22 protein-coding genes are annotated in these 23,408 nt (G+C 39.5%); 15 read left to right on the top strand and 7 right to left on the bottom strand.

Annotated features, from left to right (window positions below; translation table 11 throughout):
* Window positions 1-93 precede the first annotated feature (93 nt).
* A complete protein-coding gene (locus tag ABJE44_RS03025) occupies window positions 94-1,830 on the bottom strand; it encodes a DEAD/DEAH box helicase (RefSeq protein ID WP_348109894.1) in 1,737 nt (578 codons plus the stop codon).
* A 312-nt stretch (window positions 1,831-2,142) separates the two neighbouring features.
* On the opposite strand from ABJE44_RS03025, the gene ABJE44_RS03020 reads away from it, so the two are divergent.
* Together ABJE44_RS03020 and prsT are read left to right on the top strand one after the other, a co-directional pair.
* Window positions 2,143-3,387 (top strand): TMEM143 family protein, encoded by a 1,245-nt coding sequence (locus ABJE44_RS03020; RefSeq protein WP_348109893.1) that lies wholly within the window; start codon window positions 2,143-2,145, stop codon window positions 3,385-3,387.
* 71 nt (window positions 3,388-3,458) lie between these two features.
* Complete coding sequence (gene prsT / locus ABJE44_RS03015; protein ID WP_348109892.1) at window positions 3,459-6,233, top strand: XrtA/PEP-CTERM system TPR-repeat protein PrsT; 2,775 nt, start codon at window positions 3,459-3,461, stop codon at window positions 6,231-6,233.
* A 109-nt stretch (window positions 6,234-6,342) separates the two neighbouring features.
* On the opposite strand, the gene ABJE44_RS03010 is transcribed toward prsT, so the two are convergent.
* Together ABJE44_RS03010 and tolC are read right to left on the bottom strand one after the other, a co-directional pair.
* Window positions 6,343-7,158 carry an ion transporter gene (locus tag ABJE44_RS03010; RefSeq protein WP_348109891.1) on the bottom strand — a complete coding sequence of 272 codons (816 nt, stop codon included), beginning with the start codon at window positions 7,156-7,158 and terminating at the stop codon, window positions 6,343-6,345.
* A 173-nt stretch (window positions 7,159-7,331) separates the two neighbouring features.
* Entirely contained in the window at window positions 7,332-8,681 is a 1,350-nt protein-coding gene (gene tolC / locus ABJE44_RS03005; RefSeq protein ID WP_348109890.1) for an outer membrane channel protein TolC, read from the bottom strand.
* A gap of 227 nt (window positions 8,682-8,908) precedes the next feature.
* On the opposite strand from tolC, the gene nudF reads away from it, so the two are divergent.
* The 7 genes from nudF (at window position 8,909) to ABJE44_RS02970 (ending at window position 14,995) form a co-directional block, all read left to right on the top strand.
* Window positions 8,909-9,556, top strand: coding sequence for an ADP-ribose diphosphatase (gene nudF / locus ABJE44_RS03000; RefSeq protein ID WP_348109889.1), 648 nt, complete (start codon window positions 8,909-8,911; stop codon window positions 9,554-9,556).
* Window positions 9,549-9,992: a DUF1249 domain-containing protein gene (locus tag ABJE44_RS02995; RefSeq protein WP_133467988.1), complete on the top strand. Its 444-nt coding sequence runs from the start codon at window positions 9,549-9,551 to the stop codon at window positions 9,990-9,992. The genes nudF and ABJE44_RS02995 overlap by 8 nt, the downstream gene beginning before the upstream one ends.
* Window positions 9,993-10,002: 10 nt before the next feature.
* Window positions 10,003-10,746: a metallophosphoesterase gene (locus tag ABJE44_RS02990; RefSeq protein WP_348109888.1), complete on the top strand. Its 744-nt coding sequence runs from the start codon at window positions 10,003-10,005 to the stop codon at window positions 10,744-10,746.
* Between the two features lie 9 nt (window positions 10,747-10,755).
* The gene (locus tag ABJE44_RS02985) at window positions 10,756-11,334 is read left to right on the top strand and encodes a YqiA/YcfP family alpha/beta fold hydrolase (RefSeq protein WP_348109887.1); all 579 of its coding nucleotides are present in this window, start codon (window positions 10,756-10,758) and stop codon (window positions 11,332-11,334) included.
* A 99-nt stretch (window positions 11,335-11,433) separates the two neighbouring features.
* Window positions 11,434-13,323, top strand: a complete 1,890-nt coding sequence (parE, locus tag ABJE44_RS02980) for a DNA topoisomerase IV subunit B (protein ID WP_348109886.1) — start codon at window positions 11,434-11,436, stop codon at window positions 13,321-13,323.
* A complete protein-coding gene (locus ABJE44_RS02975) occupies window positions 13,323-13,673 on the top strand; it encodes a hypothetical protein (protein WP_348109885.1) in 351 nt (116 codons plus the stop codon). Before parE ends, ABJE44_RS02975 begins: the two co-directional genes overlap by 1 nt.
* A 29-nt stretch (window positions 13,674-13,702) precedes the next feature.
* Window positions 13,703-14,995 carry a hypothetical protein gene (locus tag ABJE44_RS02970; protein WP_348109883.1) on the top strand — a complete coding sequence of 431 codons (1,293 nt, stop codon included), beginning with the start codon at window positions 13,703-13,705 and terminating at the stop codon, window positions 14,993-14,995.
* A 25-nt stretch (window positions 14,996-15,020) separates the two neighbouring features.
* On the opposite strand, the gene ABJE44_RS02965 is transcribed toward ABJE44_RS02970, so the two are convergent.
* Entirely contained in the window at window positions 15,021-15,329 is a 309-nt protein-coding gene (locus ABJE44_RS02965) for a hypothetical protein (protein ID WP_348109881.1), read from the bottom strand.
* 95 nt (window positions 15,330-15,424) lie between these two features.
* Here ABJE44_RS02965 and ABJE44_RS02960 point away from each other — a divergent pair, with 95 nt between their 5' ends.
* Window positions 15,425-15,601: a hypothetical protein gene (locus tag ABJE44_RS02960; RefSeq protein ID WP_348109879.1), complete on the top strand. Its 177-nt coding sequence runs from the start codon at window positions 15,425-15,427 to the stop codon at window positions 15,599-15,601.
* Between the two features lie 260 nt (window positions 15,602-15,861).
* Window positions 15,862-16,146 (top strand): hypothetical protein, encoded by a 285-nt coding sequence (locus ABJE44_RS02955; RefSeq protein ID WP_348109877.1) that lies wholly within the window; start codon window positions 15,862-15,864, stop codon window positions 16,144-16,146.
* Between the two features lie 28 nt (window positions 16,147-16,174).
* Here ABJE44_RS02955 and epmB read toward each other — a convergent pair whose 3' ends face one another.
* Complete coding sequence (epmB, locus tag ABJE44_RS02950; RefSeq protein ID WP_348109875.1) at window positions 16,175-17,200, bottom strand: EF-P beta-lysylation protein EpmB; 1,026 nt, start codon at window positions 17,198-17,200, stop codon at window positions 16,175-16,177.
* A gap of 35 nt (window positions 17,201-17,235) precedes the next feature.
* Between epmB and efp the strand changes: the two genes are divergently transcribed.
* The 3 genes from efp to ABJE44_RS02935 all read left to right on the top strand — a co-directional run bounded on the left by efp (window position 17,236) and on the right by ABJE44_RS02935 (window position 19,367).
* Window positions 17,236-17,805, top strand: coding sequence for an elongation factor P (efp, locus tag ABJE44_RS02945; RefSeq protein ID WP_348109873.1), 570 nt, complete (start codon window positions 17,236-17,238; stop codon window positions 17,803-17,805).
* 67 nt (window positions 17,806-17,872) lie between these two features.
* Complete coding sequence (gene epmA, locus ABJE44_RS02940; RefSeq protein ID WP_348109871.1) at window positions 17,873-18,859, top strand: elongation factor P--(R)-beta-lysine ligase; 987 nt, start codon at window positions 17,873-17,875, stop codon at window positions 18,857-18,859.
* Between the two features lie 49 nt (window positions 18,860-18,908).
* Window positions 18,909-19,367, top strand: a complete 459-nt coding sequence (locus ABJE44_RS02935; RefSeq protein ID WP_348109869.1) for a hypothetical protein — start codon at window positions 18,909-18,911, stop codon at window positions 19,365-19,367.
* A 123-nt stretch (window positions 19,368-19,490) separates the two neighbouring features.
* Here ABJE44_RS02935 and ABJE44_RS02930 read toward each other — a convergent pair whose 3' ends face one another.
* Window positions 19,491-20,027, bottom strand: a complete 537-nt coding sequence (locus ABJE44_RS02930) for a DsrE family protein (RefSeq protein ID WP_348109867.1) — start codon at window positions 20,025-20,027, stop codon at window positions 19,491-19,493.
* Window positions 20,028-20,443: 416 nt separating this feature from the next.
* Here ABJE44_RS02930 and ABJE44_RS02925 point away from each other — a divergent pair, with 416 nt between their 5' ends.
* Window positions 20,444-20,893, top strand: a complete 450-nt coding sequence (locus ABJE44_RS02925) for a PA2169 family four-helix-bundle protein (RefSeq protein WP_348109865.1) — start codon at window positions 20,444-20,446, stop codon at window positions 20,891-20,893.
* A gap of 66 nt (window positions 20,894-20,959) precedes the next feature.
* Here the strand turns inward: ABJE44_RS02925 and ABJE44_RS02920 are convergent, their stop codons facing one another.
* Window positions 20,960-23,128, bottom strand: a complete 2,169-nt coding sequence (locus ABJE44_RS02920) for a TonB-dependent receptor (RefSeq protein ID WP_348109970.1) — start codon at window positions 23,126-23,128, stop codon at window positions 20,960-20,962.
* Between the last annotated feature and the right edge of the window lie 280 nt (window positions 23,129-23,408).

The following is a 23,408-nucleotide window of genomic DNA, read 5'->3' as shown; positions in this document are numbered from 1 at the left end:
ATATTCCATTAGGTTATTAGTTTTTGTTTTTTATAAGTGTGCTGAAATAAAAAAAGGGGCTAATAAGCCCCTTTTTTTTAGTAAGTGTTGTGATTAATCACGGTTGGCTGGGTTGCCACGTTTCTTTGGTGGTTGATCTGACCATTCACGCATACCTAAACTACGGCCCGCTACACGGGTTTTTTGTAATACGTCTTGGGTGTTTTTAGGCATATTTTTAGGTAAATCTACTGTGCTGAAATTATCATAAATTTCGATAGAACCAATATTTTTACTGCTAATGTTAGCTTCGTTTGCAATGGCACCAACTATGTTGCCAGGCTTAACACCATGAGTATGACCAACATCGATGCGGTAACGTTGCATACCTTCACTCGGAGGACCTGATTTGCGTTCACGTCTTGGTGGACGCTCACCGCCACGGCCGCCACGTTCATTGCGGCCACCGCGGTCGTTTCTGTCATTGCGATCGTTTCTTGGTGGGCGTGCATTTAAGTCAGGACGGTCACTTTCTTTAAGGATAAGTGGCTCATCACCTTGAGCGATTTTAGCTAATGCAGCCATAATTACTTCTGGCGCCGCTTCTGTTTGCTCTTGTATTGATTCAACAATTGGAATTAATGTTTCAATAGATGAATCACCCATAGCTTCAATTACACTGCTTTTGAAGCGAGATAAACGAGTTTCGTTTAACTGTGAAATTGATGGGATAGTCATAGCATCGATAGACTGCTTAGTTGCTCTCTCGATTGAAAATAACATACGCTTTTCACGATGAGAGATAAATAATATTGCATCACCTTGACGGCCAGCACGACCAGTACGACCAATACGGTGAACATAAGACTCGGTATCGTAAGGTACGTCATAGTTGATTACGTGACTTACACGTTCGACATCTAATCCACGGGCCACGACATCGGTAGCAACCAAGATGTCGATTTTGCCTTTCTTCAAGCGGTCAACTGTTCTTTCACGAGAGTTTTGTGGAATATCACCGTTTAGTGGTTCAACGGCATAGCCTCTAGCTGATAACTTTTCAGCTAATTCCATAGTTGCGGTTTTAGTACGCACAAAGATTATGGCTGCGTCAAAACTTTCAACTTCCATTATACGCGTAAGGGCTTCCATTTTATGATGGCCCGCTACTTGACAATAGCGTTGACGAATAGTGCTTGCTGTTGCGGCTTTAGCTGCAATTTTTACTTGCTTAGGATCGTTTAAATAACGTTTAGTTATTTTACGAATTGCGTCAGGCATAGTCGCTGAGAATAAAGCAGTTTGACGTTGTTCTGGCGCATGGCTCAAAATCCACTCTACGTCGTCAATAAAGCCCATGCGTAACATTTCGTCGGCTTCATCTAGTACTAAGAATTTTAAGTTATCAAGTTTAAGCGTACCTTTCTTAATATGGTCAATGACACGCCCTGGTGTACCAACAACAACTTGGGCTCCACGTCTTAGTTGACGGATTTGGTTGTCATAAGAAGAACCACCATAAATAGGTAGCACGTTAATTTTCTTAGAAAAGCTTGCATAAACTTGGAACGCTTCTGCTACTTGAATAGCCAATTCACGTGTTGGTGCTAGTACCAACAACTGAGTATTCTTATCGTTTGCATCAACATTTGCCAGCATGGGTAAAGCAAAGGCTGCCGTTTTACCGGTACCAGTTTGGGCAGTACCTAAAAGGTCATTGCCGTCTAATATAATTGGAATACTTTCTGCTTGGATAGGTGTAGGTTTTTCATAGCCGACTTTTTCCAGTGCTTGCAGTAATTCTTCGGGTAGGTTTAAATCTCTAAATGTAATTTCAGATGGGGTTGTCATCAAGTTTTCCCAGGGTACAGGCAGGCACAGCATTATATGAATCGGTAAAACAATTACTAAATTGGTAAAACAATTTTCTAAGGCGAAGCCGGCACGGTTTCAAAGGCTAAATTATATTCGATTACTGACATATACTCCATGTAATGAGTTGATTAATTGCAATATTTCTATCATTTTTAATTTTTAAGCAATCACTTTGAGGCTTTATTGTCAATATTGTTATTTAGATGTAACTAGGTCTGCGTTAGTGGTTAACAAATGGCGAGCGTTCCGCTAACAATGGTAAAGTGTAGTGTGTTATTTTGAGGTGTTATGCAGATAAAAAATAGGGAAGACAGGTTCATACCTCTGAGAAAAGTAGATGTAATTCAAGCTTGTATTGGAATGGATAAATTGCCAAATGAGAGTTCAGAACAGTTTCAATTATTGTCTCAGTTAATCATTAGTACTTTGCACTTTGAGTTCCATCAAAACTTAGAAGTTTTAAAAGACAGTTATGCACCATTTGACCCAAACTCAGATACTCATTCCATAAAAGTCTTTAGTGAAGACGAGTTAAAAGCAAAACAAAATGTTTTTGCGAAAGCATTTACCCAAGTATTAAATGCTGCCAATTTTGAAAAAATTACCGAGCAAGATTTAAGAGATGCCTTGGAAGAGGAGTCTTTATTTAAAGTTAGGCTAGCTGTTGAATTTAATGATTTTTCAGAGATGGTTTTTTATCGCAGAGGTGAGTACCAAAAGACCGAAACTATTAAGAAGTGGTGGGGACTTAAGAAAGACACAGTAACCTTTACCAATTACGACAAAGTCGCTGTTTATATCAAATTCAAAGATAAAGAGTATTTTAAGGAGCATAACAAAGCTATTAATAATTTTGAGCCGGGCTCTACCATTATAAAATTATTTCAAAACGTACCTAAAGCCGATTTAGAAATGTTGTTTCCAAATAGTGAAGTGCGCATGAGAACCATAGATAAAGTTATTATTGGGGGATCAGCAGTTGCTGGTGGTGCAGTAGTTTTGGTGACTAAGTTAGGCGCTTCACTTGTGGTGCTAGCTGGGTTGTTTAGCTTTTGGTTAGGGTTAAGTGATAAGTTGGTGACTATATCTAGCCAGCAGTTAATCGTACTGGGCACTGGAGTGGGTATCTTAGGTGGTTTTATTTTTAAAGAGTGGAGTAAGTTTAAAAACCGTAAATTACGGTTTATGAAAGCTTTGGCAGACAATTTATATTTTAAAAATTTAGATAACAATGCAGGTGTGTTTCATCACCTGATTGATGCTGCTGAAGAAGAAGAGTGCAAAGAAGCTATTTTAGCCTTCTATTTTCTGACTGTAGATGGACCAATGAGTAGTAAACAGTTAGACACCAGAATCGAAGCTTGGTTGGAGTCTCAGTTTAAAGTGAAGGTGGACTTTGAAATCAGCGATGCTTTATCAAAGTTGCTGCGTTTTGGCATTGTCGTCAAACAAAATCACCATTACCATGCTTTACCAATCGATGCTGCACAAAAACAATTAGATACCCGTTGGGATAGTATATTCAACTGCTAAGGGGTATGAATCCCATTAAATCATTACAAGTGTCATTATATTTGTAAATAAGAGATAAAAAGGAGCAACAAATGGAAAGGTTCACTGGGCCAAAACTAAGATTTGTATCGGCTATTTTAGTTTTGGGCATAATGGCAGGCTGTGGCAAACAAAGCAGCGAAGAGTATATTCAAGAGGCTAAACAGTATCTTGAAGAAGATAATTCAGCAGCAGCCATTGTGGCTTTAAAAAATGCCGTTAAAACTGCGCCAAAGTCGGCTCCGGCTAGATATGAACTAGGGCGAGTCTATGTTATCCAAAAGCAGTATGAAAGTGCTGAAAAAGAATTAAACCGAGCTTTAGAATACGGATTTGAAGCATCAAAGGTACTGCCTTTACTTACCCAAGCTTATCAGAGTACTGGTGCTTACTCTGCGCTAAGTAAAATAGAGCATGAGCAAGCTGGTTTAACTTCAGTAGAAAAAGCAGAGATCGGCTACTTTAAAGTAGTGTCTTTAGCTAGATTAGATAATGTCACTGAGGCTAAATTACTTATAGAAGATCTCAGAAGTTTAGATACTGGCTCAGTGTATAAAGGTTTAACTGCCGCTTATAGTTTAGTTTTGGATTCAGATTTTGAAAACGCCTTAATAGCTGTTTCAGCACTAAAAGATGAATCGCCTCAAAACGCTGAAGTGCTGAAACTTTTAGCGCAATTACATTTAGCATCGAACCAGCCTAAAGAAGCGGCTGACGTTTTTAAAGATTATGTACAATTTTACCCAGAAGATAGCCAAACCACTTTTGTTTTGGCCAAGTTGTTGGTGGATTTAGGGGAGATGAGTGCTGCTGAGCCTTATGTTGATAGTTTGCTAAAAATCAACAAACAACATGGCTTATTGAATCAATTGAAAGCCGCTATTTCTATCTCTAAAGAAAACTATTCTGATGCACTTAAACATGCAGAAATTGCAATTAGTAATGGCGTTGATGAGCTATCACTAAGGCTGATTGCGGGTTATGCGGCTTATCAAGAACAAGACTTTACTGGAGCTAATCGCCATCTATCGTATATAGCGGGTGCACTTCCAAATAATCATCCTGGTTTAAAGCTATTAGCAGCAAGTCAATTACAACTTGGGTTGACCACAGATTTAGGTGGTGTGCTAAGTAGGTTAGATAAACTTACTGAACAAGACGCCCCTTTATTTTCTAAAGCGAGCTACGAGTTAATAAAAGGGGGATACGAAAAAGACGCAGAAGCCTTGATTAAAAAATCGGGAGGCATTAGTCGTACGGCAGAAGATTTAACACGTTTAGGGCTGTTGCAATTATCCTTAGATAATTTAGATGGCATTGTTAACCTTGAGCAAGCGGTGGCGAAAGCGCCAGAGCTTGATAGCGCTCAATTAACCTTAGCAAAAGCCTATATTGTTACAGCGCAGTACGACAAAGCCTTGGATTTAGCAAATAGCTGGAAACAGACAGCGGTTGATGATGCTAGACCCTATTTGCTAGCCGGTAATGTATACGTAAAATTGGAAGATTTTAAGGCAGCAAAAATTGAATTTTCTAAGGCAGAAGAGTTATCAAGTGGCGGTGCAAGTGCAATTCCTAAATTAGCCTTAATAAATTTAGAATTATTACAAGGGAATTTAGACCCAGCCAAAGATATGTTAGATGCTGTGTTACAAGAATATCCAACCAATGTAACAGCATTAGCAACCTTTTATTTGATATCTAAACAGCAGGGAAACCAAGCTGCAGGACTCGAAAAAATCAAAAGCACCTTTGATAAAAACCAAACCAATATTGGTCTTAGGTTATTACTTGCAAGAGTGTGGTTGGTGGAGCAGAGGTATGCAGAGGTTATTACTTTATTGGATGAGCTTGAGGCGCAAGAAAGTCTACCCAAAGAGTATTGGGCTACATTAGGTCGGAGTCTTATTCGAGATAATCAACGTCAAGGGGCCACACAACACTATGATCGGTGGCTAGCCTTTGCCCCTAATGATAAAGATGCTGTGATTGGGAAGCTATTTTTACTAGATAGTCAAAATAAGTTTGCAGAAGGTGCAAAGCTAACACAGTCTTTTTTGGTTAATCGTGATGATGTGCAGATGCAAATCCTTGATACCCATTTTCTACTTATGAAAAGTGATTTTGAAGCGGCGCAGAAGTCCTACGATAAATTACCAGCTGAGGTGCTAGAAGAGCCAATGTCTAAAGGTTTTTTAGCTAGGTTTCAGTTAAGTCGTAAAGAACTTGAACCGGCATTAGCTAATGCTGAAATTGCTTATGATGCCACCAAAAACAGTCGCAATTTATTATTGGTTATTCATATTCTTGATTTAATGGAGCAAGCCGACAAGTCTTTGTTGTTTTTGGAAGCGCACCTTGAGGAAAAGCCAAACGACCTTATTGCTAGAATGTTATATGCTGAGCGCCAAATTGGTGGAGATATAGGTGCAGCTATGTTGACCTATAAAAAAGCATTAGAACAAAACCCCAATAATTATATTGCCAACAATAATTTAGCGTATTTATACTTGCAACAAGGTGAACTTGATATAGCTAAACAGTTTGCAGAAAAAGCAGCAGAGTTAAACCCTGATAACGCAGAAACCTTGGATACTTTGGCACAGATTTACGTAGCTGAAAATGATTATGAAGAAGCATTAGAGTTATATAGTCGGGTAGTAACAGGTGACCTAGAAAATGAAGAAATCTATCTTAATTATGTGGAAACCTTACTTGTGTCTGGTGATGCATTTCTAGCTAAACGTAAGATTGAGCAAAGAGAAATGAAGTTACAAGAGTCTCTGGATAGGGTGCAAGCCTTAATTGCAGAGTACGGTATTGAATAGTTAGAGGCTATTCAATCTAAAACTTAACGTCTAATAGTCACTAGCTTTTCTCAAAATTGAGAAAAGCTAGTATTACAGACATATTTCAGGATTTAACTAATCTATACAGTTAGGATTTATCAGTATTTTGTAGTGCTTTTATTTGGGTTTGCAGGGCCAGTATTTGTTTAGATATATCCTTAAGGCTTGGCTCTCCTTCTTCTTCCATTTTCTCAGCTCTTGCCTTGGCGTTCTCTTGTTCCATAACGCCGACCACTATGCCTATCACCATATTTAAGAATGCAAATGCTGTGAAGAATATAAAGGTTAGATAAAACAACCAACTAAGCGGATAGACCTCCATGGTTTCGTACATTACATCTGTCCAATCTTCAAAGGTCATAACCCTAAATAGAGTGAGCAGAGAAATTGTAATATGACCCCATAATTCTGGGTTTATAGCTCCGAATAGAGTGCTTCCTATTGCAGCGTAAATATAAAAAATGATAAACATCAATAACATTACATAACCCAATTGTGGCAGGGCTTTAACCAAGGAAACCAACAGTATCCTGAGCTCAGGAATGATAGATATCATTCGTAATACTCTAAATACCCTGACTAAACGTGCTATCACTGCAAGTTCGGCATCGTCAGCTGGGATCATACTTACGATCACAATTAAGGTATCAAATATATTCCAAAAGCTTTTAAAGAAGTTTCTTTTACGGGGCTCTGCTAAAAAGCGAATGGTTATTTCTGTTAGAAAAAACGCACTAATAAACCAATCTAAAAACAAAGTGATTTTTTGCATAGTGCTAGACATTTCGTAAGTTTTAGCACCTACCAGTAGCGCGGAGAAAATAATCACGGTAACAACAAATATTTCGAATAATTTGTTGGAGCGAATACGTAGAAATTTGTCTTGTAAGATGGAAGCTTTCATTGGTCTTTAATTGTTTATTGGGAGCGACGTTAGGATAGTGTTTTGGTTTTTACAGTCAATGTTTTAATGATAATTACAAAATATTTAGATGCACTTATTCTGAGCAATTGAAAAGGGCGCAATCACGCCCTTTTCATTCGTTTAAATTTAACCTGTTTTAAAGTAACTTAAATTTAACTTTCAGCGGTAAGGCCACGGTTAATATCGATTAAATCTTGTTCTTTTAATTCTCCAGCTGCGCGTTTTAACTGCAAAATAGCACTAATAAAATCATAGCGCGCACTAGCAAGGTTACGACGTGCATCAAATAGGTTTCGAGTACTATTTAATACGTCGACTATTGTTCTGGTGCCTACATCAAAACCAGCTTCAGTAGCTTTGAGAGCGCTGTCAGCAGAAACCACCGCTTGCTCTAAGGCTCGAATGGTTGATGTTGATGCAATGACATCATTATAGGCAGAGCGTACAGAGCGAACAGTAGAGCGATAAGTTAGCTCCATATCTTCACTTGCAGCTACATAGCGATAACGCGCTTGGGCTGTTAAAGCCGTGGTTGAACCACCAGAATAGATAGGAACGTCAAGATTTAGAGCGATATAATTACTATTTCTGACAGGGAAATTACTGCTACCGTTTAATTTTGTATCATCACGGCTATAGTTAGCCCCTAAAGAAAGTGTTGGATAATGTCCCGCTTTAGCTGAGGCGATATCATCATTAGCAATCTCTTTGGTCATATTGCTAACCATAAGATTGAGGTTTTTCTCTTCTGCTATTTTCAGCCAGTTATCTACACCTGTGGGTGTTGGACGTGATGCGCTGAAGCTTTCAGTATTTAATACCGACACGGTATTTAGATATTTGCCTGTAATTTCTCGCATTTCTTCTAAACGAAGCTCTACAACATTCTCTGCTAAAATTTCTTGTGCAACAGTGTTGTCGAAATTTGCCTGTGCTTCATGTACGTCAGTTATTGCTGTTAAACCCACATTAAAACGCTGCTTGGTTTGCTCTAACTGGCGTTCGATTGCACGCTTTTCAGCTTGTACAAAAGTTAAGCTGTCTTTTGCCCTTAATATTGCTAAGTAAGCATTAGTTGTTCTTACTATTAAGTCTTGCTTGGCCAGAGCGAAGTTGATGTCACTTCTTTGTGCTAATTTCTCTGCTCGGGATAAAGCGACCCAGTTTTGACGGTTGTATAAAGAAAGAGTTAAGTCCAAGTCAATACCTAAAGTTTGAGAATCGCTTTCAACTATTCCTACAACCGAAGCTCCGCTTGCATCGGTAGTGAAGTTAAAAGACTCAGAGGTACTATCTGTATAACCAACTGCACCAGATATTTGCGGTAACAAACTGGCTCTACTAACAGAAATGCCTTCAAAAGCTTCGTCTTTATCCGCTTGAGCTCTATTAACGGTTGGATCTTTTTCTATCGCCATTTGATAGACTTGATATAGGTCATCTGCTAGAGCAGAAGTAGAAATACTTATGCCTATTAGAAATGACAAAAATGTTTTTTTCATTAGTGGTCCTATGTGGTTTTCTAATCCGATCTAGCTGCCGAATATTTGTATATGGTAGAAGTCTAAGCAAATCAAGTGATAAGTGACAATACTTTGTAGTAACACAACAGGCTCAAGTGTAACAGAATATTATTTGCTAGCGCAGGCATTGATTGCTTCATTTAGCAAATGAACTTCTAAATTATTATATGGTACGATTTCCCTAAGCTTTCTGAATTGGCGCTGTCGTGAAAAAGATAAATCAAGAATCTAAACTATCTACCTTACAATTTTCAACAGAAGATGTAGAAATTGTTAAAAAAGAATCTCTTTTTGAGGGGTTTTTTAAGATGGTGAAATATGATTTTAAACACAAGCTTTACGAGGGGGGATGGAGCAAGGTCATTGAGCGAGAGGTGTTTGAGCGCGGTAACGCCGTTGCTGTATTGCTTTATGACCCGATGTTAGAAGAGTTTGTGATGATTGAACAATTCCGAATTGGTGCCTTGTCTAACCCTCAAAGCCCTTGGCTATTAGAGGTGGTTGCAGGGATTATTGACCCTGATGAAACTCCTGAGAATGTATGTCGCCGAGAAGCGTTAGAAGAAGCCGGAGTTACCATAAAAAAAATAACTCCGGCTTTGAATTATTTACCTAGCCCCGGAGGTTGTACAGAACGCCTTCATCTTTTTGTGGGAGAGGTAGACGCTAGCCAAGCGGGCGGAGTACATGGCTTAGAATATGAAAGTGAAGATATATTAGTGCACAGAGTGTCAGTTGTTGATGCCATGGCATGGCTCGAAGAAGGAAAAATTGACAATTCTGCCACCATAATTGTTTTACAATGGTTTGCGATGAATAAACAAAAAATATTGGATGCTTGGTCAAATGAGTGATGTGTTACAGAAAAAGTATGTTCCCAAATTAGCTAACATGCATAAAGTGTGTGAGTTTAACTATGGACGGCTCTTAAGGCTCTTGCCTGATTGTGATACTGAAGATTTGGAATACGAGTTTGAAATAAGTAAAGCATTGCAATATACCATTAAAATTGTTGAATGTAGTCGTTACACCAGCACCATTGAAATGTCACAGAAAAGCCATGTTGGGTTTGAATTTTTACAACCTGTGGTTCAAGTTAGGTTATATCATGATGCACAAATGGCTGAAGTATTACAGGCTCAAAATATCGGTTCTCTAAAACCTAGCTATCAATATCCAAATATTAAAATGTATCAAAAGAATGAAAAAGAAATGGTTAATTTGTTCTTAGCTGAATGGTTACAATTTTGTTTGAGCCAAAATAATCAAAAACACGCTATTACACGATAGTTTTTGACCTGTGAACATCATCCAAATTTCAGACTGCCATTTATTCGCAGACAAAGAAAAAGTCGGTTATAACCACATAAACCCCTATCAAAGCTTGCAAACAATACTGCTCGAAATCAGTGCATGCAAAATTGATATCTTGTTGGTAACCGGGGACTTAAGCGGCGATGCCTCAGAAGCGAGTTATCATCACTTTGAACAGCTTTTTGCCGCGTCGAACCTAGAGTGTGAACTACGAATATTACCGGGTAATCATGATTCAATTCAGCATTTACTGAGTGTCTTTTCTGAAAGCATGTTATGGCTGAATTCCCCTCTAGAGTTTTGTAATATTCATTGGAAAGTCCATCTACTCAATACGCAGTTTCAAGGTACGTTAGGGAATATTTCCAAGAAAGAGCTCGATGAGTTACAACAACAATTGCAAAACGATGCAGACACGTATCATGTTATAGCGGTTCATCACCATCCAATTGATTGCAATGGTTGGATGGATAAACACGAATGGGTGAACCGTCAGGACTTTACGCAGTTAGTGGAGTCTTTCCCAAACGTGAAACTAGTTGTATATGGACATATCCATAGTGATATAGAAACGCTACAAAATGGCGTGTTGTATTTAGCCTGCCCGTCAACTTGCTGGCAATGGGCCAATACAGAATCTTTTGGCGTAAGTGACTTAAAGCCGGGGTTTCGGGTGATTGAATTAGATGACAATGCTCAGTTCAATCACGTAATTAAACGCATTAATTAGGTTTAACAAGTGGATTATTTAGTCGTATATTTACATGGTTTTTTAAGCTCACCACAATCTTTAAAAGCTACACAGACTTTAGATTTTGTAAAAAAGCATTACCCTGATTTACATATGGAGGTGCCCCAGTTAGCAAACTACCCGCAAGATGCGGCAAAGATAATAGAAGATATTATTAAGCAGTATCCTGATAAAAAACTACGCTTTATTGGAAGCTCACTTGGTGGATATCTATCGACCTATATGCGAGAGAAGTATTCAGGTAAAGCTGTGTTAGTTAACCCTGCGGTAAGGCCATATGAACTATTGCTGGGCTATTTAGGTGAGCATGTAAATCCCAATTCTGGCGAGCAGTTTTTACTTAAGAAGAAACACATTGAAGAGTTGGTCGCATTAGATTGTGAAAATGTACACACTAAAGAAAATTATTGGGTATTGCTGCAAACCAAAGATGAAACATTAGATTATCGCCAAGCAGAATCGAAATACCAAGGCTGTAAAATGACAATTGAGGAAGGTGGCGATCATAGTTTTCAAAATTTTCAGCGATTCTTACCAGATATTTTTAGGTTTCTACTGCAAGACTAAATGAAGCTTGGTATAACATATGTATATATGTAAGTGCCCGCGTGTAAGCCGTGAGTGTTTCATCCGCTATTTCGAATAATAAGAGCTCTGAAAAAAATTATGTCAAATCAATATAACGCAGAAGCCATTGAGGTTTTAAACGGCCTAGAACCCGTGCAACGCCGCCCAGGCATGTACACAGATACTACTCGCCCTAATCATTTGAGTCAGGAAGTGATAGACAACAGTGTTGATGAAGCGCTAGGTGGCCATGCGACCTCTATCAAAATTGTATTGCATACCGATCAATCACTAGAAGTCACTGATGATGGTCGTGGCATGCCTGTGGATATTCACCCTGAAGAAGGTATTTCTGGTGTTGAATTGATTATGACTAAGTTGCACGCCGGTGGTAAATTTTCCAATAAAAATTATCAGTTCTCTGGTGGTTTGCACGGTGTGGGTATTTCAGTGGTGAATGCCTTGTCAAAGCGAGTTGAAGTCAACATTCGCCGGGATGGTAATGTACATCAAATTGCGTTCGAGAATGGCGATAAAGTACAAGAGTTAGAAATAGTTGATACCTGTGGTAAGCGCAATACTGGTACTAAAGTTCATTTTTGGCCAGACCCGCAATATTTTGACTCAGCTAAATTTTCAGTTTCTAAGCTACTACACGTGTTGCAGGCTAAAGCGGTCCTATGTCCAGGCTTACGAATTCGATTTGATAATAAAATCACTGGTGAAACTAAAGAATGGTATTTCGAAGATGGCCTGCGGGATTACCTCTATCAATCGGTTAAAGAATACGTCACCCTGCCTGAAGATGCGCCATTTGTTGGTTCTATTTCTGGTAATACTGAAGCAGCTGATTGGGCGGTAATGTGGCTGCCAGAAGGTGGTGAGATGATCACCGAAAGTTACGTGAATCTTATTCCTACCGCACAAGGCGGTACTCACGTAAATGGTTTACGTCAAGGCTTGTTAGAGTCTATGCGTGAGTTTTGTGAATTTAGAAACTTAATGCCCAGAGGCGTAAAACTGAGTCCAGAAGATATTTGGGATCGTTGCAGTTACGTGTTATCTACCAAGATGCAAGACCCTCAATTTGCAGGGCAAATTAAAGAGCGTTTGTCGTCTCGCCAAGCTGCAGCGTTTGTATCGGGTGTGGTAAAAGATGCCTTTAGCTTGTGGTTAAATCAGCATACAGATGTGGCTGAATTATTGGCCGAAATGTGTATTAACAACGCCCAATCTCGTTTACGAGCAAGTAAAAAGGTGGCTCGTAAAAAAGTCACCCAAGGGCCAGCTTTGCCTGGAAAGTTAACAGATTGCTCTACTCAGGATACTACTCGCTCAGAGTTATTTTTAGTGGAAGGGGACTCAGCTGGTGGTTCTGCTAAACAAGCTAGAGATAGAGAGTTTCAGGCCATCATGCCTTTGCGTGGTAAAATCCTGAATAGCTGGGAGGTGGACTCTTCTCAGGTTTTGGCATCTAACGAAATTCACGATATTTCAGTTGCCTTAGGGATTGATCCAGACTCTGAAGACTTAAGCGGACTGCGTTACGATAAAATTTGTATCTTGGCGGACGCTGACTCCGACGGATTACACATAGCTACACTTTTATGTGCTTTGTTTGTTAAACATTTTCGAACTTTAGTGAACACGGGCCATGTATATGTGGCTATGCCGCCTTTGTTTAGAATCGATATTGGTAAAGAAGTGTATTACGCCCTAGATGAAGGGGAGAAAGAAGGTATTTTGAACCGAATTGTTGCCGAGAAAAAGCGCGGAAAAGTGAACGTACAGCGCTTTAAAGGTTTGGGTGAAATGAACCCATTGCAATTACGTGAGACCACAATGGATCCTAACACTCGCAGGTTAGTACAGCTTACTGTTGGTGATGGCGAGCAAATGCTAGAGATCATGGACATGTTATTAGCTAAAAAACGCGCCCCAGACCGCAAAGAATGGCTAGAGTCTAAAGGTAATATGGCTGAAGTTTAATGACAGTGACAAGAACTGTCAGTTTTGGACAATTAACCAGTGTTATCCAAAGACAAATTGATTCGCTTTATTACGATGAAAGAGTGCCTATTGATAACCTAGGGGAAATGAGTGACAAGGATTTAGGGATATATCAAGCCTTAAACGATATGTTGCTAGATTCAATGGATGTTTATGAACAAGATTTTATCGTTAAATATTCACAAAAGCTGAAGTCTATAAAAAGTAGAGTTAATAAAGAAACTTTCATAAGCGACCAAGAGACTAATTACTTGGCGGGATACACTAACAAACTTGCTAGTGTGCTCTCCTTGATTACGGTATCTCCTTCGCATCATTTAAACGTATAGTGTTTGCTAATTAATTAAAGGAAAGTTGTTTGTTTAGGCTGGTAAAGTACTTGGTTGTACTGCTTTTGTTTTTAACCGTGTTAGTTGTAGGGATCTTTCTTTTTGCCCTTGAATCCCAACCTTTAGTTGATACTTCAAGTGCAACCCAAGTTGAGCAGGCTGAGTCTGTCAAAGTATTAATGGGGCAATTACAAGATAGTGTTCAGCATCGAACCAGTAAGCAAGACATTACTATAAGTGAAGCGCAGCTAAACAGCTTAGTAGGCTTTGCTCAAAGAGCCCACAAGCCTTTTCAAGGTAAGACTGTTATTACAGCGCAGTCGTCACAAATTATGGTGAGTTATGAGCTTCCCCATAACCCTGTAGGTCGGTACATCAACATAGAAGCCTCTTTACTGCCGTCAGCCGGAGTCGCTGTGGAATATGTAAAAATAGGCCCTATTTCAATTTCTGGTGATTTTGCTTTAGCCTCTCTTGAAATGCTTGCTAACTGGTACACTCGTAGTGACATTGCTACCCAATTTATTCAACGAATAGATCACATTGCTATGAGCGATAAAAGCATGGTGTTAACTGTGTTGCCTTTACAGACGTTTTTAAAGAATCTAAGCGCCCTTAAACAAGGGGGAGGGGGGGCAAAAGATGAAGAACTTAGAGTGGCGACCGCTTATTATCTAAAAGAAATATCAGAGTTGAGCATTGCAAAGCGTTATACACCCCAGTCCTTAGCAAAGTATATTGGCCCAGTATTTAGCTTAGCTAAGGAGCGTTCTAGCTCAGATGAATCGGCAGCACTGGAGAATAAAGCCGTGATCATGGCTTTGGCTATATATGTTGGTCATCATAGGTTTGCCAATTTAGTGGGTGATGTTCAGCCTAATAGTCCACAGATAGTATCTCCTAATTCAAGAACCGTTCTAAAGTCTCGAGTCGATTTAAACCAACACTTTATTTTTTCAGCGACCATTAAAATTTTCTCTGAGCAAGGCATTAGTGTGGCGATAGGTGAATTTAAAGAGTTGATGGATCGAAGCGACGATGGCAGTGGTTACAGTTTTATTGATTTAGCCGCTGATTTTTCAGGTATTAAATTTGCTGAATCTGCAACAAACCCAGACTCAGCTCTATACGTTCAAGATATTCTCGCAGGAAACTTAGATGAGAAAGCATTCTTTCCAAATATTACAGGCTTACCCGAAGGCTTGAAAAAAGCTGAATTTGAACGCAGATTTATCCGTGTAGATAGCCAAAAATATAAACAAATGATTGCTAAAATAAACGCCCGTATTGATGCGCTGCAAATTCACAACCAGCCTATTTAGTTTGCTGGATACCTTACACTTACATCTAACGGGCGTTTTTCTGAAATTGATTAAGTGTGGTTAATATCATCTCAATCTTTTTTACTAAAACTGGCAGCGCAGCTTTAACTGATTCAGGTGATTGACTTTCAAGCTCAAGCACTTCTTTCGCTATTTCTTCAACATAAGGTTTGAAAAATTTACTACTGGTTTCAAACCCAGCATCTTCTGTGAAAACAGCACTAAACTTACCCTTTCCGCTTTGTTGTAAACGGGTGATAGTTTGATCTGCATCGATAGATTTACGATAAATTACTTGAACATTTTCACTAAGAGTTTGAATAATAGATTGCATAGAAATTAAAGTTTGACTTCAGCTTGCCGATAAATTTTTGATGCGGGCGATTTTGCCCGTTTTTGTACTTTGCTACAAGCAATAAGGAGCACTGTATGGATATTTCAGGTTCAGCTGCTAGTTCTAGTCTTGAGATTAAGTCTCTGCAACTTGCTAAATCACAGCAAAAAGTGGAAGGCCAAGCAACACTAGAGTTACTGGAAGCTGCTGAAACACCTAAAGTTACATCTGCCAATCCTGCAATAGGGTCGACTATCGACACCTTTGCTTAGATTATTTAGGCTAGACATTTTTATCTATGCCAAATGGTCGCAGATGTCGATTAAGTAGCGTATTGCCAGGTTATCTTGCGCCGACTTCTATTAGAAGTTTAGGTGTCAGGTAACTTGGTAATCGTTTTATCAATTTTTACTTTCCCTTGTAATTCTAAGTTAGTCTGGACTGTAAATAGTTCAACTTTGTGCTAAAGATTGCAACTTTGCTAAATTATATCGGTCCATTTCTTGTTACCAATTGAAATGGAGTGTCAAAGTTGAGAAATACATACAAATTTATACCCTTAGTCTGTTTTTTAGCCGCATGTAATGCAACACAGCCGCCAAGTTATCAATCTGACCGAGACCCAGAAGATCGCGATACTTATGTAGGTGCAAAAGGTTTGGCTCAATATCAAAAAGATCAAAATTACCTCGTTAATAAAGAACTTTCTGATAAGTGCTCAGCAGCGAAGGTGGACTTAGCTGTTGCGAAAGCCAATGAAGATAAACGTGAAATTAAAAGGCAGACGAATTTAATTGATGATACCTGCATAAACTAAGCTTTTTGTCACAAAATATCGAGGACCTCTAAGGATGCAGATTTAAATCAAGGGGGGTTTTTCCGGGCTGTCCGCCTATCTCTCTAACGAGTTTAGGTACTAGATAGCCCGGCAGATGTTTTATCATCTCTTTTAGCAAAGCCGTCGCTTGGCTATCAGGTAAGTCAAAATGCTCAGCCCCCTCCACTTTATCTAAAACGTGCAGATAATAGGGCATTACGCCTATTTCAAATAACTTTTCACACAATTCAATTTGGTGTTCGGCTAAGTGATTGACGTTTTTAAGTAGTACGCTCTGATTAAGTACCGTAACCCCAGCTTTAGTAAGCTTTTTAACAGCCTCGGCTAAATGGTTGTCAATCTCATTAGCATGATTTACATGTACCACCATGACTGGCTTCAAACGAGATTCACTAAACCAAGAAATAAGTTCTGGGGTAATACGAGATGGGATCACTACGGGTAAACGGGTATGAATACGTAGCCTAATAACATGGGGGATTTTTTCTATTTCTTGTGTGAGCCATGCTAAAAAGTCATCTTTGGCCATTAAGGGGTCGCCCCCAGAATAAATTACCTCATTAATTTGCGGGTTATCTGCAATATATTGCAAGGCTTCTTGCCATTGATGCTTGTTTAAATGATTGTCGCTATAAGGAAAATGTCGGCGAAAACAATAACGACAGTTAACGGCGCAACCCCCTCTTACAAGCAGTAACAGCCTATTTTGGTATTTATGTAGTATTCCAGGTTGATTGTTGTTCTGTTCATCTAGTGGATCCGTTGAATAACCAGCTGATGTATTAAATTCATGTTTACTAGTAAATATCTGTAAAAATAACGGGTCAAGCGCATCCCCTTTTTTCATTCGATTAGCAAAAGGACGTGGCACGCGCATGGGAAAAAGTTGTCTGGCAGCTATGTCTTTAGTGAAATTATCCACCGGTAAATTAAGGTAATTTAGTAAAGAAACTGGGTCTGTAAATGCCGTTGCCAGTTCTTTTTGCCAGTTACTCTCTACAGACAGCGGTTTTTTAGGTATTATTTGCGACAATTACTGACTCAACATAGTTATATTTACGGGGACACATGGCTAATTTCAGCACAAATGAGTTTAAAGCGGGCCTAAAGATAATGCTCGACGGCGAACCTTGCAACATTCTTGAGAATGAATTTGTTAAACCAGGTAAAGGCCAGGCCTTTAGTAGAGTTAAAATTCGTAAGCTTATTACGGGTAAAGTATTAGAAAAAACCTTTAAGTCAGGTGAATCTGTAGAAGGTGCTGATGTAATCGATACCGAATTAGATTATTTGTATACAGACGGTGAGTTTTGGCACTTTATGAATAACGAAACCTTTGAGCAAATTGCTGCAGATGAAAAAGCTGTGGGCGAAAACGTAAAATGGTTAGTAGAAAACGACACCTGTACTATTACCTTATGGAATGGTGCCCCTATTGTTGTTCAGCCTGCAAATTTTGTTGAGCTAGAAATTACCGATACCGATCCAGGCCTTAAAGGCGATACAGCTGGCACAGGTGGCAAACCTGCTACCTTAGCTACGGGTGCTGTCGTTCGCGTCCCTTTATTTGTACAAAGAGGTGAAGTGGTACGTGTTGATACCCGTAACGGTGAATACGTAGGTCGCGCTCAAAAGTAGTTTTAATATGATTAATGAAAAGCTCACATAGGTGGGCTTTTTTTATTTATGGGTACGAAATTGTAACATGCTAAATCAATATCCTCAGACAGCTTGGCAGCCTAGTGCTGACATAGTCACCCTTAAAAAACGAGCGCAACTTTTACGCGCTATTCGTGATTTCTTTTATCATAAAAATGTATTAGAAGTTGATACGCCAGCCTTAAGCCACGCAGCAGTGACAGACCAACACTTACATTCTTTTTCCACGTGCTTTAATGACCCTATGTCGCCGCAAGAAAAAACGCTATTTCTACAAACTTCTCCAGAGTTTGCCATGAAGCGTTTGCTATGTGCGGGTAGCGGTTCTATTTATCAAATATGTAAATCTTTTAGAAATGAAGAAGCGGGGCGTTTTCATAACCCCGAATTTACTATGCTGGAATGGTACCGAGTTGGGTATGATCATCATCAGTTGATGGCTGAAGTTGATGAGCTTATACAATTAATACTTGAGACAGAACCAGCTGAACGCATGACCTATCAACAGGCTTTTCAGCAACACCTAAAATGTGACCCTTTGACGGCGAGTTTAGATGAATTAAGGTTGCTAGCCGGTCGTTACGGTTATCAAGACATAGCCGCTAATGAATCATCTAGAGATACGTTGATGATGCTGTTGTTCAGCCAACACATAGAGCCACATATAGGGCAAGAAAGACCTTGTTTAGTGTATGAGTTTCCAGCGTCACAAGCGGCTCTTGCTAAAATCAGTAAAGATAACCCCTTAGTTGCTGAACGCTTCGAGTTATATTTTAAAGGCGTAGAGTTGGCTAACGGGTTCCATGAATTAAGTGATGCCGATGAGCAGCGCCAGCGTTTTGAGCAAGATAACCAAACCCGTTTATCGCTAGGGTTACAAAGTATGCCCCTAGACAAACACTTAATAGCGGCGCTCAAACATGGATTACCCGAATGTGCTGGTGTGGCATTAGGTATAGATAGATTACTAATGTTATCCCTAAATTGTGCCAGTATTGACCAAGTGACGGCGTTTGAGCATCACCGCGCATAGCTCATTCTGTAAACACAGATTATCAACGCATTTATAAGGATTGGACAATATGACACCCAATAACAACTTGCTGGCTTTACAGCAAGAATGGGCCACCCTACAAACTCAGTTTGATAGTTACGAAAAGCACTCCTTGCTTATCAAACTGTTCAATGTCGCTATGAGTTGTGCACTGTTATTTATTGTTAACATTGGTCTTTGGACACTATTAATCTGTGCCCTTATTTGGTTACAAGATGGTATTTGGAAAACATTTCAAGGGCGTATTGCTCAGCGCCTAGAGTCGGTTGAATGCTCTATTAAACACTATTGTACTGCCAAAAATGCTGAAGGTAATGGCGATTCATCCCACATGGCAATGCAATTTAACAGCGCATGGGAAGAATCGAGGAAAGGTACCATAGGCTTGGTCTTCGAGTACCTAAAAAACTCAATTAAGCCTACTGTGGCTTACCCTCATGTTTTACTGTTATTGATAATTTTTGCTAATAGCTTTTTAACTGGGTAGTTATGCTAGCGGAGCATGGTTACGGCATATTAGGCGATTTGAAGGTTTAGCTTTAGTCATTCCAGTGATACTTTGACTTTGTTGCTACTTCGTATCGCCCATCTCGTCACTTAAGATAATACGCTAAGGGATTAAGGTATAACCTTGTTTAGCTAGGTGTGCATGGGCGGTCATATTAGATAGCTCAACTTCTACGCCCTTTTCAAACATGTTTGGTAGGAAGTCATGGGCCACAGCTGATTGGCCACACACTAAAATACGCGCGCCTTTGTCAATAAGTAGCTGCAATAACTCAGTGTTGGGGTTGTTGCTTCCTTTTAGTTTTTTAAATTCAGTGTTGCTAAGGATTTCGGATGTTGCAGGTCCTGACACAACCATAGCAACGTCTATGTTTTCCAGCTTTGCGCCACTAGCAACATGCATATTGATGAATCGTGTCAAGCGTTCAAAGCCGCGATTGACTTTGCCTTCTTTGGCTCCTGCGTTTACATCAAAGGCTATTTTAAACGTTTCATCGGCTGAAATAGTCACACCAGGCACAGGAACATGAGTGCCATAGTTCTCAAACACCGGGCCGGGTTTGAAGTCTTCAACGCCAGCATAAGTGTTAAAGGTGATAAGTAGGGTACTAAGAAGTCCAAGCAAGGATGATTTGATCATTATTATTTCCTTTTTGATTAATTTTTTTAAATTATATGGTCATTGAGTCTACTCGACGACATCAGTAGTTCAATTAATTTGCTGTCAGGCGACTAATATCTAAGCTAAGCGGAATGCTTGTCTTTTACGGGGTAATGTCAATACGTTACCTATCTCTTCGTGCTGCTTATTGCGCTAACCAGTTTTGTTTTACTTAATTCATAATTAACAAACGACTTGTTTGCAAAGCTTTGAATCTTATTGTGTGAACTTTACAGAGATAATGTAAATATTCCATGGTTGTGATTTTTGTGATTTATTTAGAAGTTCATAATAATCAATATGTTATCTGTTTTCTTGATAGGCACACTGTTTGCTACTTAGTTAATAAGCCGACTCGTTAAGTAGCCGGCCAAATTAAATTACAGGAGTAAATTATGCAAACGCAAGTTAAACAAGTAGAGAAAGTTACAGACGTTATCCAAGTGGTTAAAGCGGGTATCGATTTTTACGAAAATGCGATTACAGAAGTAGAAAGTCCTGCAGTTAAAACTATTTTCAGCAATATGGTTGCTAAAAAGAAACATGTAATCAATAAGCTACAACCTCTAGCTATTGCAGAGCAAGGTGAAGTTGAAACAGGTTCTTCTTGGGCTGTGAATGCCAGAAAAGTGTATACAGACTTTTTAGGTACCTTTTCTAAAAATGAAGATCATACTTATGTCAGTCAGCTCGAAGAGGTTGAAGATAAAATTTTAGAAACGCTAGATGAAGCGATTTCAGAGAAGCAACCACCTCAAGCTATGTCTACCTTGTTATCTGCTAAGGTAGAAGCCCAGGCTATGCATGACCAAATGAAGGCGTTACAGCACGTAACTAAACATTAGTATTCACATGTAGTGTTAAGGATTAAAGCGGCACACTGTGCCGCTTAATTAAGCTGACTGGTTATATTAAAATTCTGAAGAGAATCGCAGTCCAAATTCACTGGCGTCATTGCTCAGCACAACTAATATGTAGTCTCCAGTATTTAGACGGGCGTTGTCGTATCGTTCATCGAATACGTTTTGGCCGTATAGTGATACTTTCCAATTCGCGTCTGCTGGTGCGTAAGACAGATCAAAGTTAACTAATTCACGGCTGTCGATTTGGGTTAAACGACCAGGATCTGAGCTGGGTTCACCATACATTTCGTCTCGATATGAATAATCTACCCTTGCATTTATAGTTGCACCATTACTTAGCTCAAACTCGTAAGATGGGCTGATTGAAGCAGTAAGGTCAGGTGTTAAAGGCGCAACAGGTTTAACGCCATCAAGCTTTTGCACATCAACATCTATGTAGCCAAGACTAGTATGCAGCTTGAAGTTTTCGGTAAAGTACATGGTACTTTCCCATTCAATACCTCTAGAGGTTTGTTCAACCACTAGGTTGGTAGTACTAAACCCGCCTTCAAGTGTGGTACTGACTTGGTAAGGTAAGTCTTCGTATTCTGTATTAAACAAGGCAATACTCATACTAAAACTATCAGTGACTTGGCCCTTTAACCCTACTTCATAGTTAACAGCTGTGATGTTATCTGATGCTACAAAACAATCTGGGTCACCAAATAAACAATATGGTCTTGCTGGGAACTGACCTGATTGATAGCCACTTTGAATGCTAGCGTAGGCATTTAAACCGTTATCAAGAGTGTAGGCGGCTGATAATTCATAACTTAATTGACTCCAGTCGTCTTCTGATGTGGTTGGGCCTATGCCTACATTAGCCGTCGCTTCTTTTTCATCTTTTGTATAACGTAATCCACCAGAAATACGTAAGTCATCTGTTAGGTCATAACCAAGGTTGACGAAAACAGCTTGGCTGGTGGTTTCTTGATCGAGGGCAAACGAGTTTCCTCCGCCGTTGAAGCTTGAATCTTCTCCTTGGCGGTTACTACCTTCTTCGTTAAACCAGTAAATACCTGAGACAAAATCAAAGTTATCGTAATAACCGTTTAGTTGTAACTCAATAGAGGTTTGATCTGCGTCGCCTGTTTCTGGATATTGGTCTAAATCATAGATAGTACTGTCATCATCTAACCCTGCTTTGTATTCGGAGCTACGGTTACTAATGACGGCTTTGGTTGATAAGGTATCAGACAAACTCCAGTCAGCTGTAATTGATATACCACTGGCTTTATTGCTTACTGTGGTAACAGCTTCTGTACCTGTAGCATTATCGTAAGGGTCGGCAGATACATCTGAGTTACGTAACGGGCCAGATGGAGTAGGGAAACCAAAACGTTCACCTGTGTAATAGGCTCCTGTTGGGATTTCATCTATCAGTGTTGTATAAGGACGTAAACCGCCTTCTCCATCATTAGCATCTGCTGTTACGACTAAACTAAAGTCGTCATTAGGGGCATATTTTACGGATAAGCGCCCATAAAGCTCTTTGGTTTCACCCACATCATATTCAGCATCTGGCACATTATAGAATTCACCTAAACCATCGCGGCTGTTGTATCCAGCATTAAAGTTGAATGAGAAATCTTCACTCAAGGCTCTGTTAACAAATACGTCAGCCTTAGCGCGCCCTCGAGTACCAAGCTGTAAACCCAGTTTAGTCACAGCGTCTTCATTAGGCTCTTTGGTGATAATGTTAATGGCTCCACCAATTGAGTTGCGCCCGTATAAAGTACCTTGTGGGCCCCTTAGCACTTCAATTCTTTCTATGTTGTTTAGGTTCCAGTTTTGACCAACCTGACGACCAAGATACACGCCATCTACGTAGACACTCACGCCAGGATCTGTGGTGATAAGATGATCTTGTAAGCCAATACCACGAATAAAAGGGTTTGCAGAAGACGTATGGCCAGCTGAAAAGCCAGTAATACTTAAATTGGGGACAAACTTGCCTACGTCAGTCAGGTCAGAAATCCCTTGAGCTGCTAAAGCATCTCCACTAAATGCACTCATAGCGATAGGTACTTCATAAATTACCTGTGACCGTTTAGTCGCCGTTACTGTAATAGACTCAATTTTGCTATCTGTTTGTTCTTCTGCTAATTCTTCCTGAGCATGAAGTGAACCTGAGATTGCTGCTGCTAAAACGGTGACGTAAAAGGCTTTTTTAGCCAGCTTGTTATAATGCGTGTTGTTCAAGGTAATCTCCATGATTGTTATCTTGGTCTTAATTTTTTTAATGGTTAGCAACTCAAATTATTATTTTTATTAGGAGCTGTAACTTCAGGCAGGGAAAGCACAAATTAGACCAGTAGGACAAATTGCATAAAATACAATAGCTTATAATTATCTCATGATTTTTTTGGACCTTTTGGTCTAAGTTTTGGTTTCAGCGCTGTGCAGTTTTGCTCAAAAATAGCTCAGTTGAGCCATAGGAGTGGAGCAAACAGTGCGT

The organism is Paraglaciecola sp. (assembly GCF_039942875.1).
GTDB lineage: Bacteria > Pseudomonadota > Gammaproteobacteria > Enterobacterales > Alteromonadaceae > Paraglaciecola.
The sequence above is the reverse complement of the archived record's forward strand: the minus strand, read 5'-3'. Positions and strand labels throughout refer to the sequence as shown.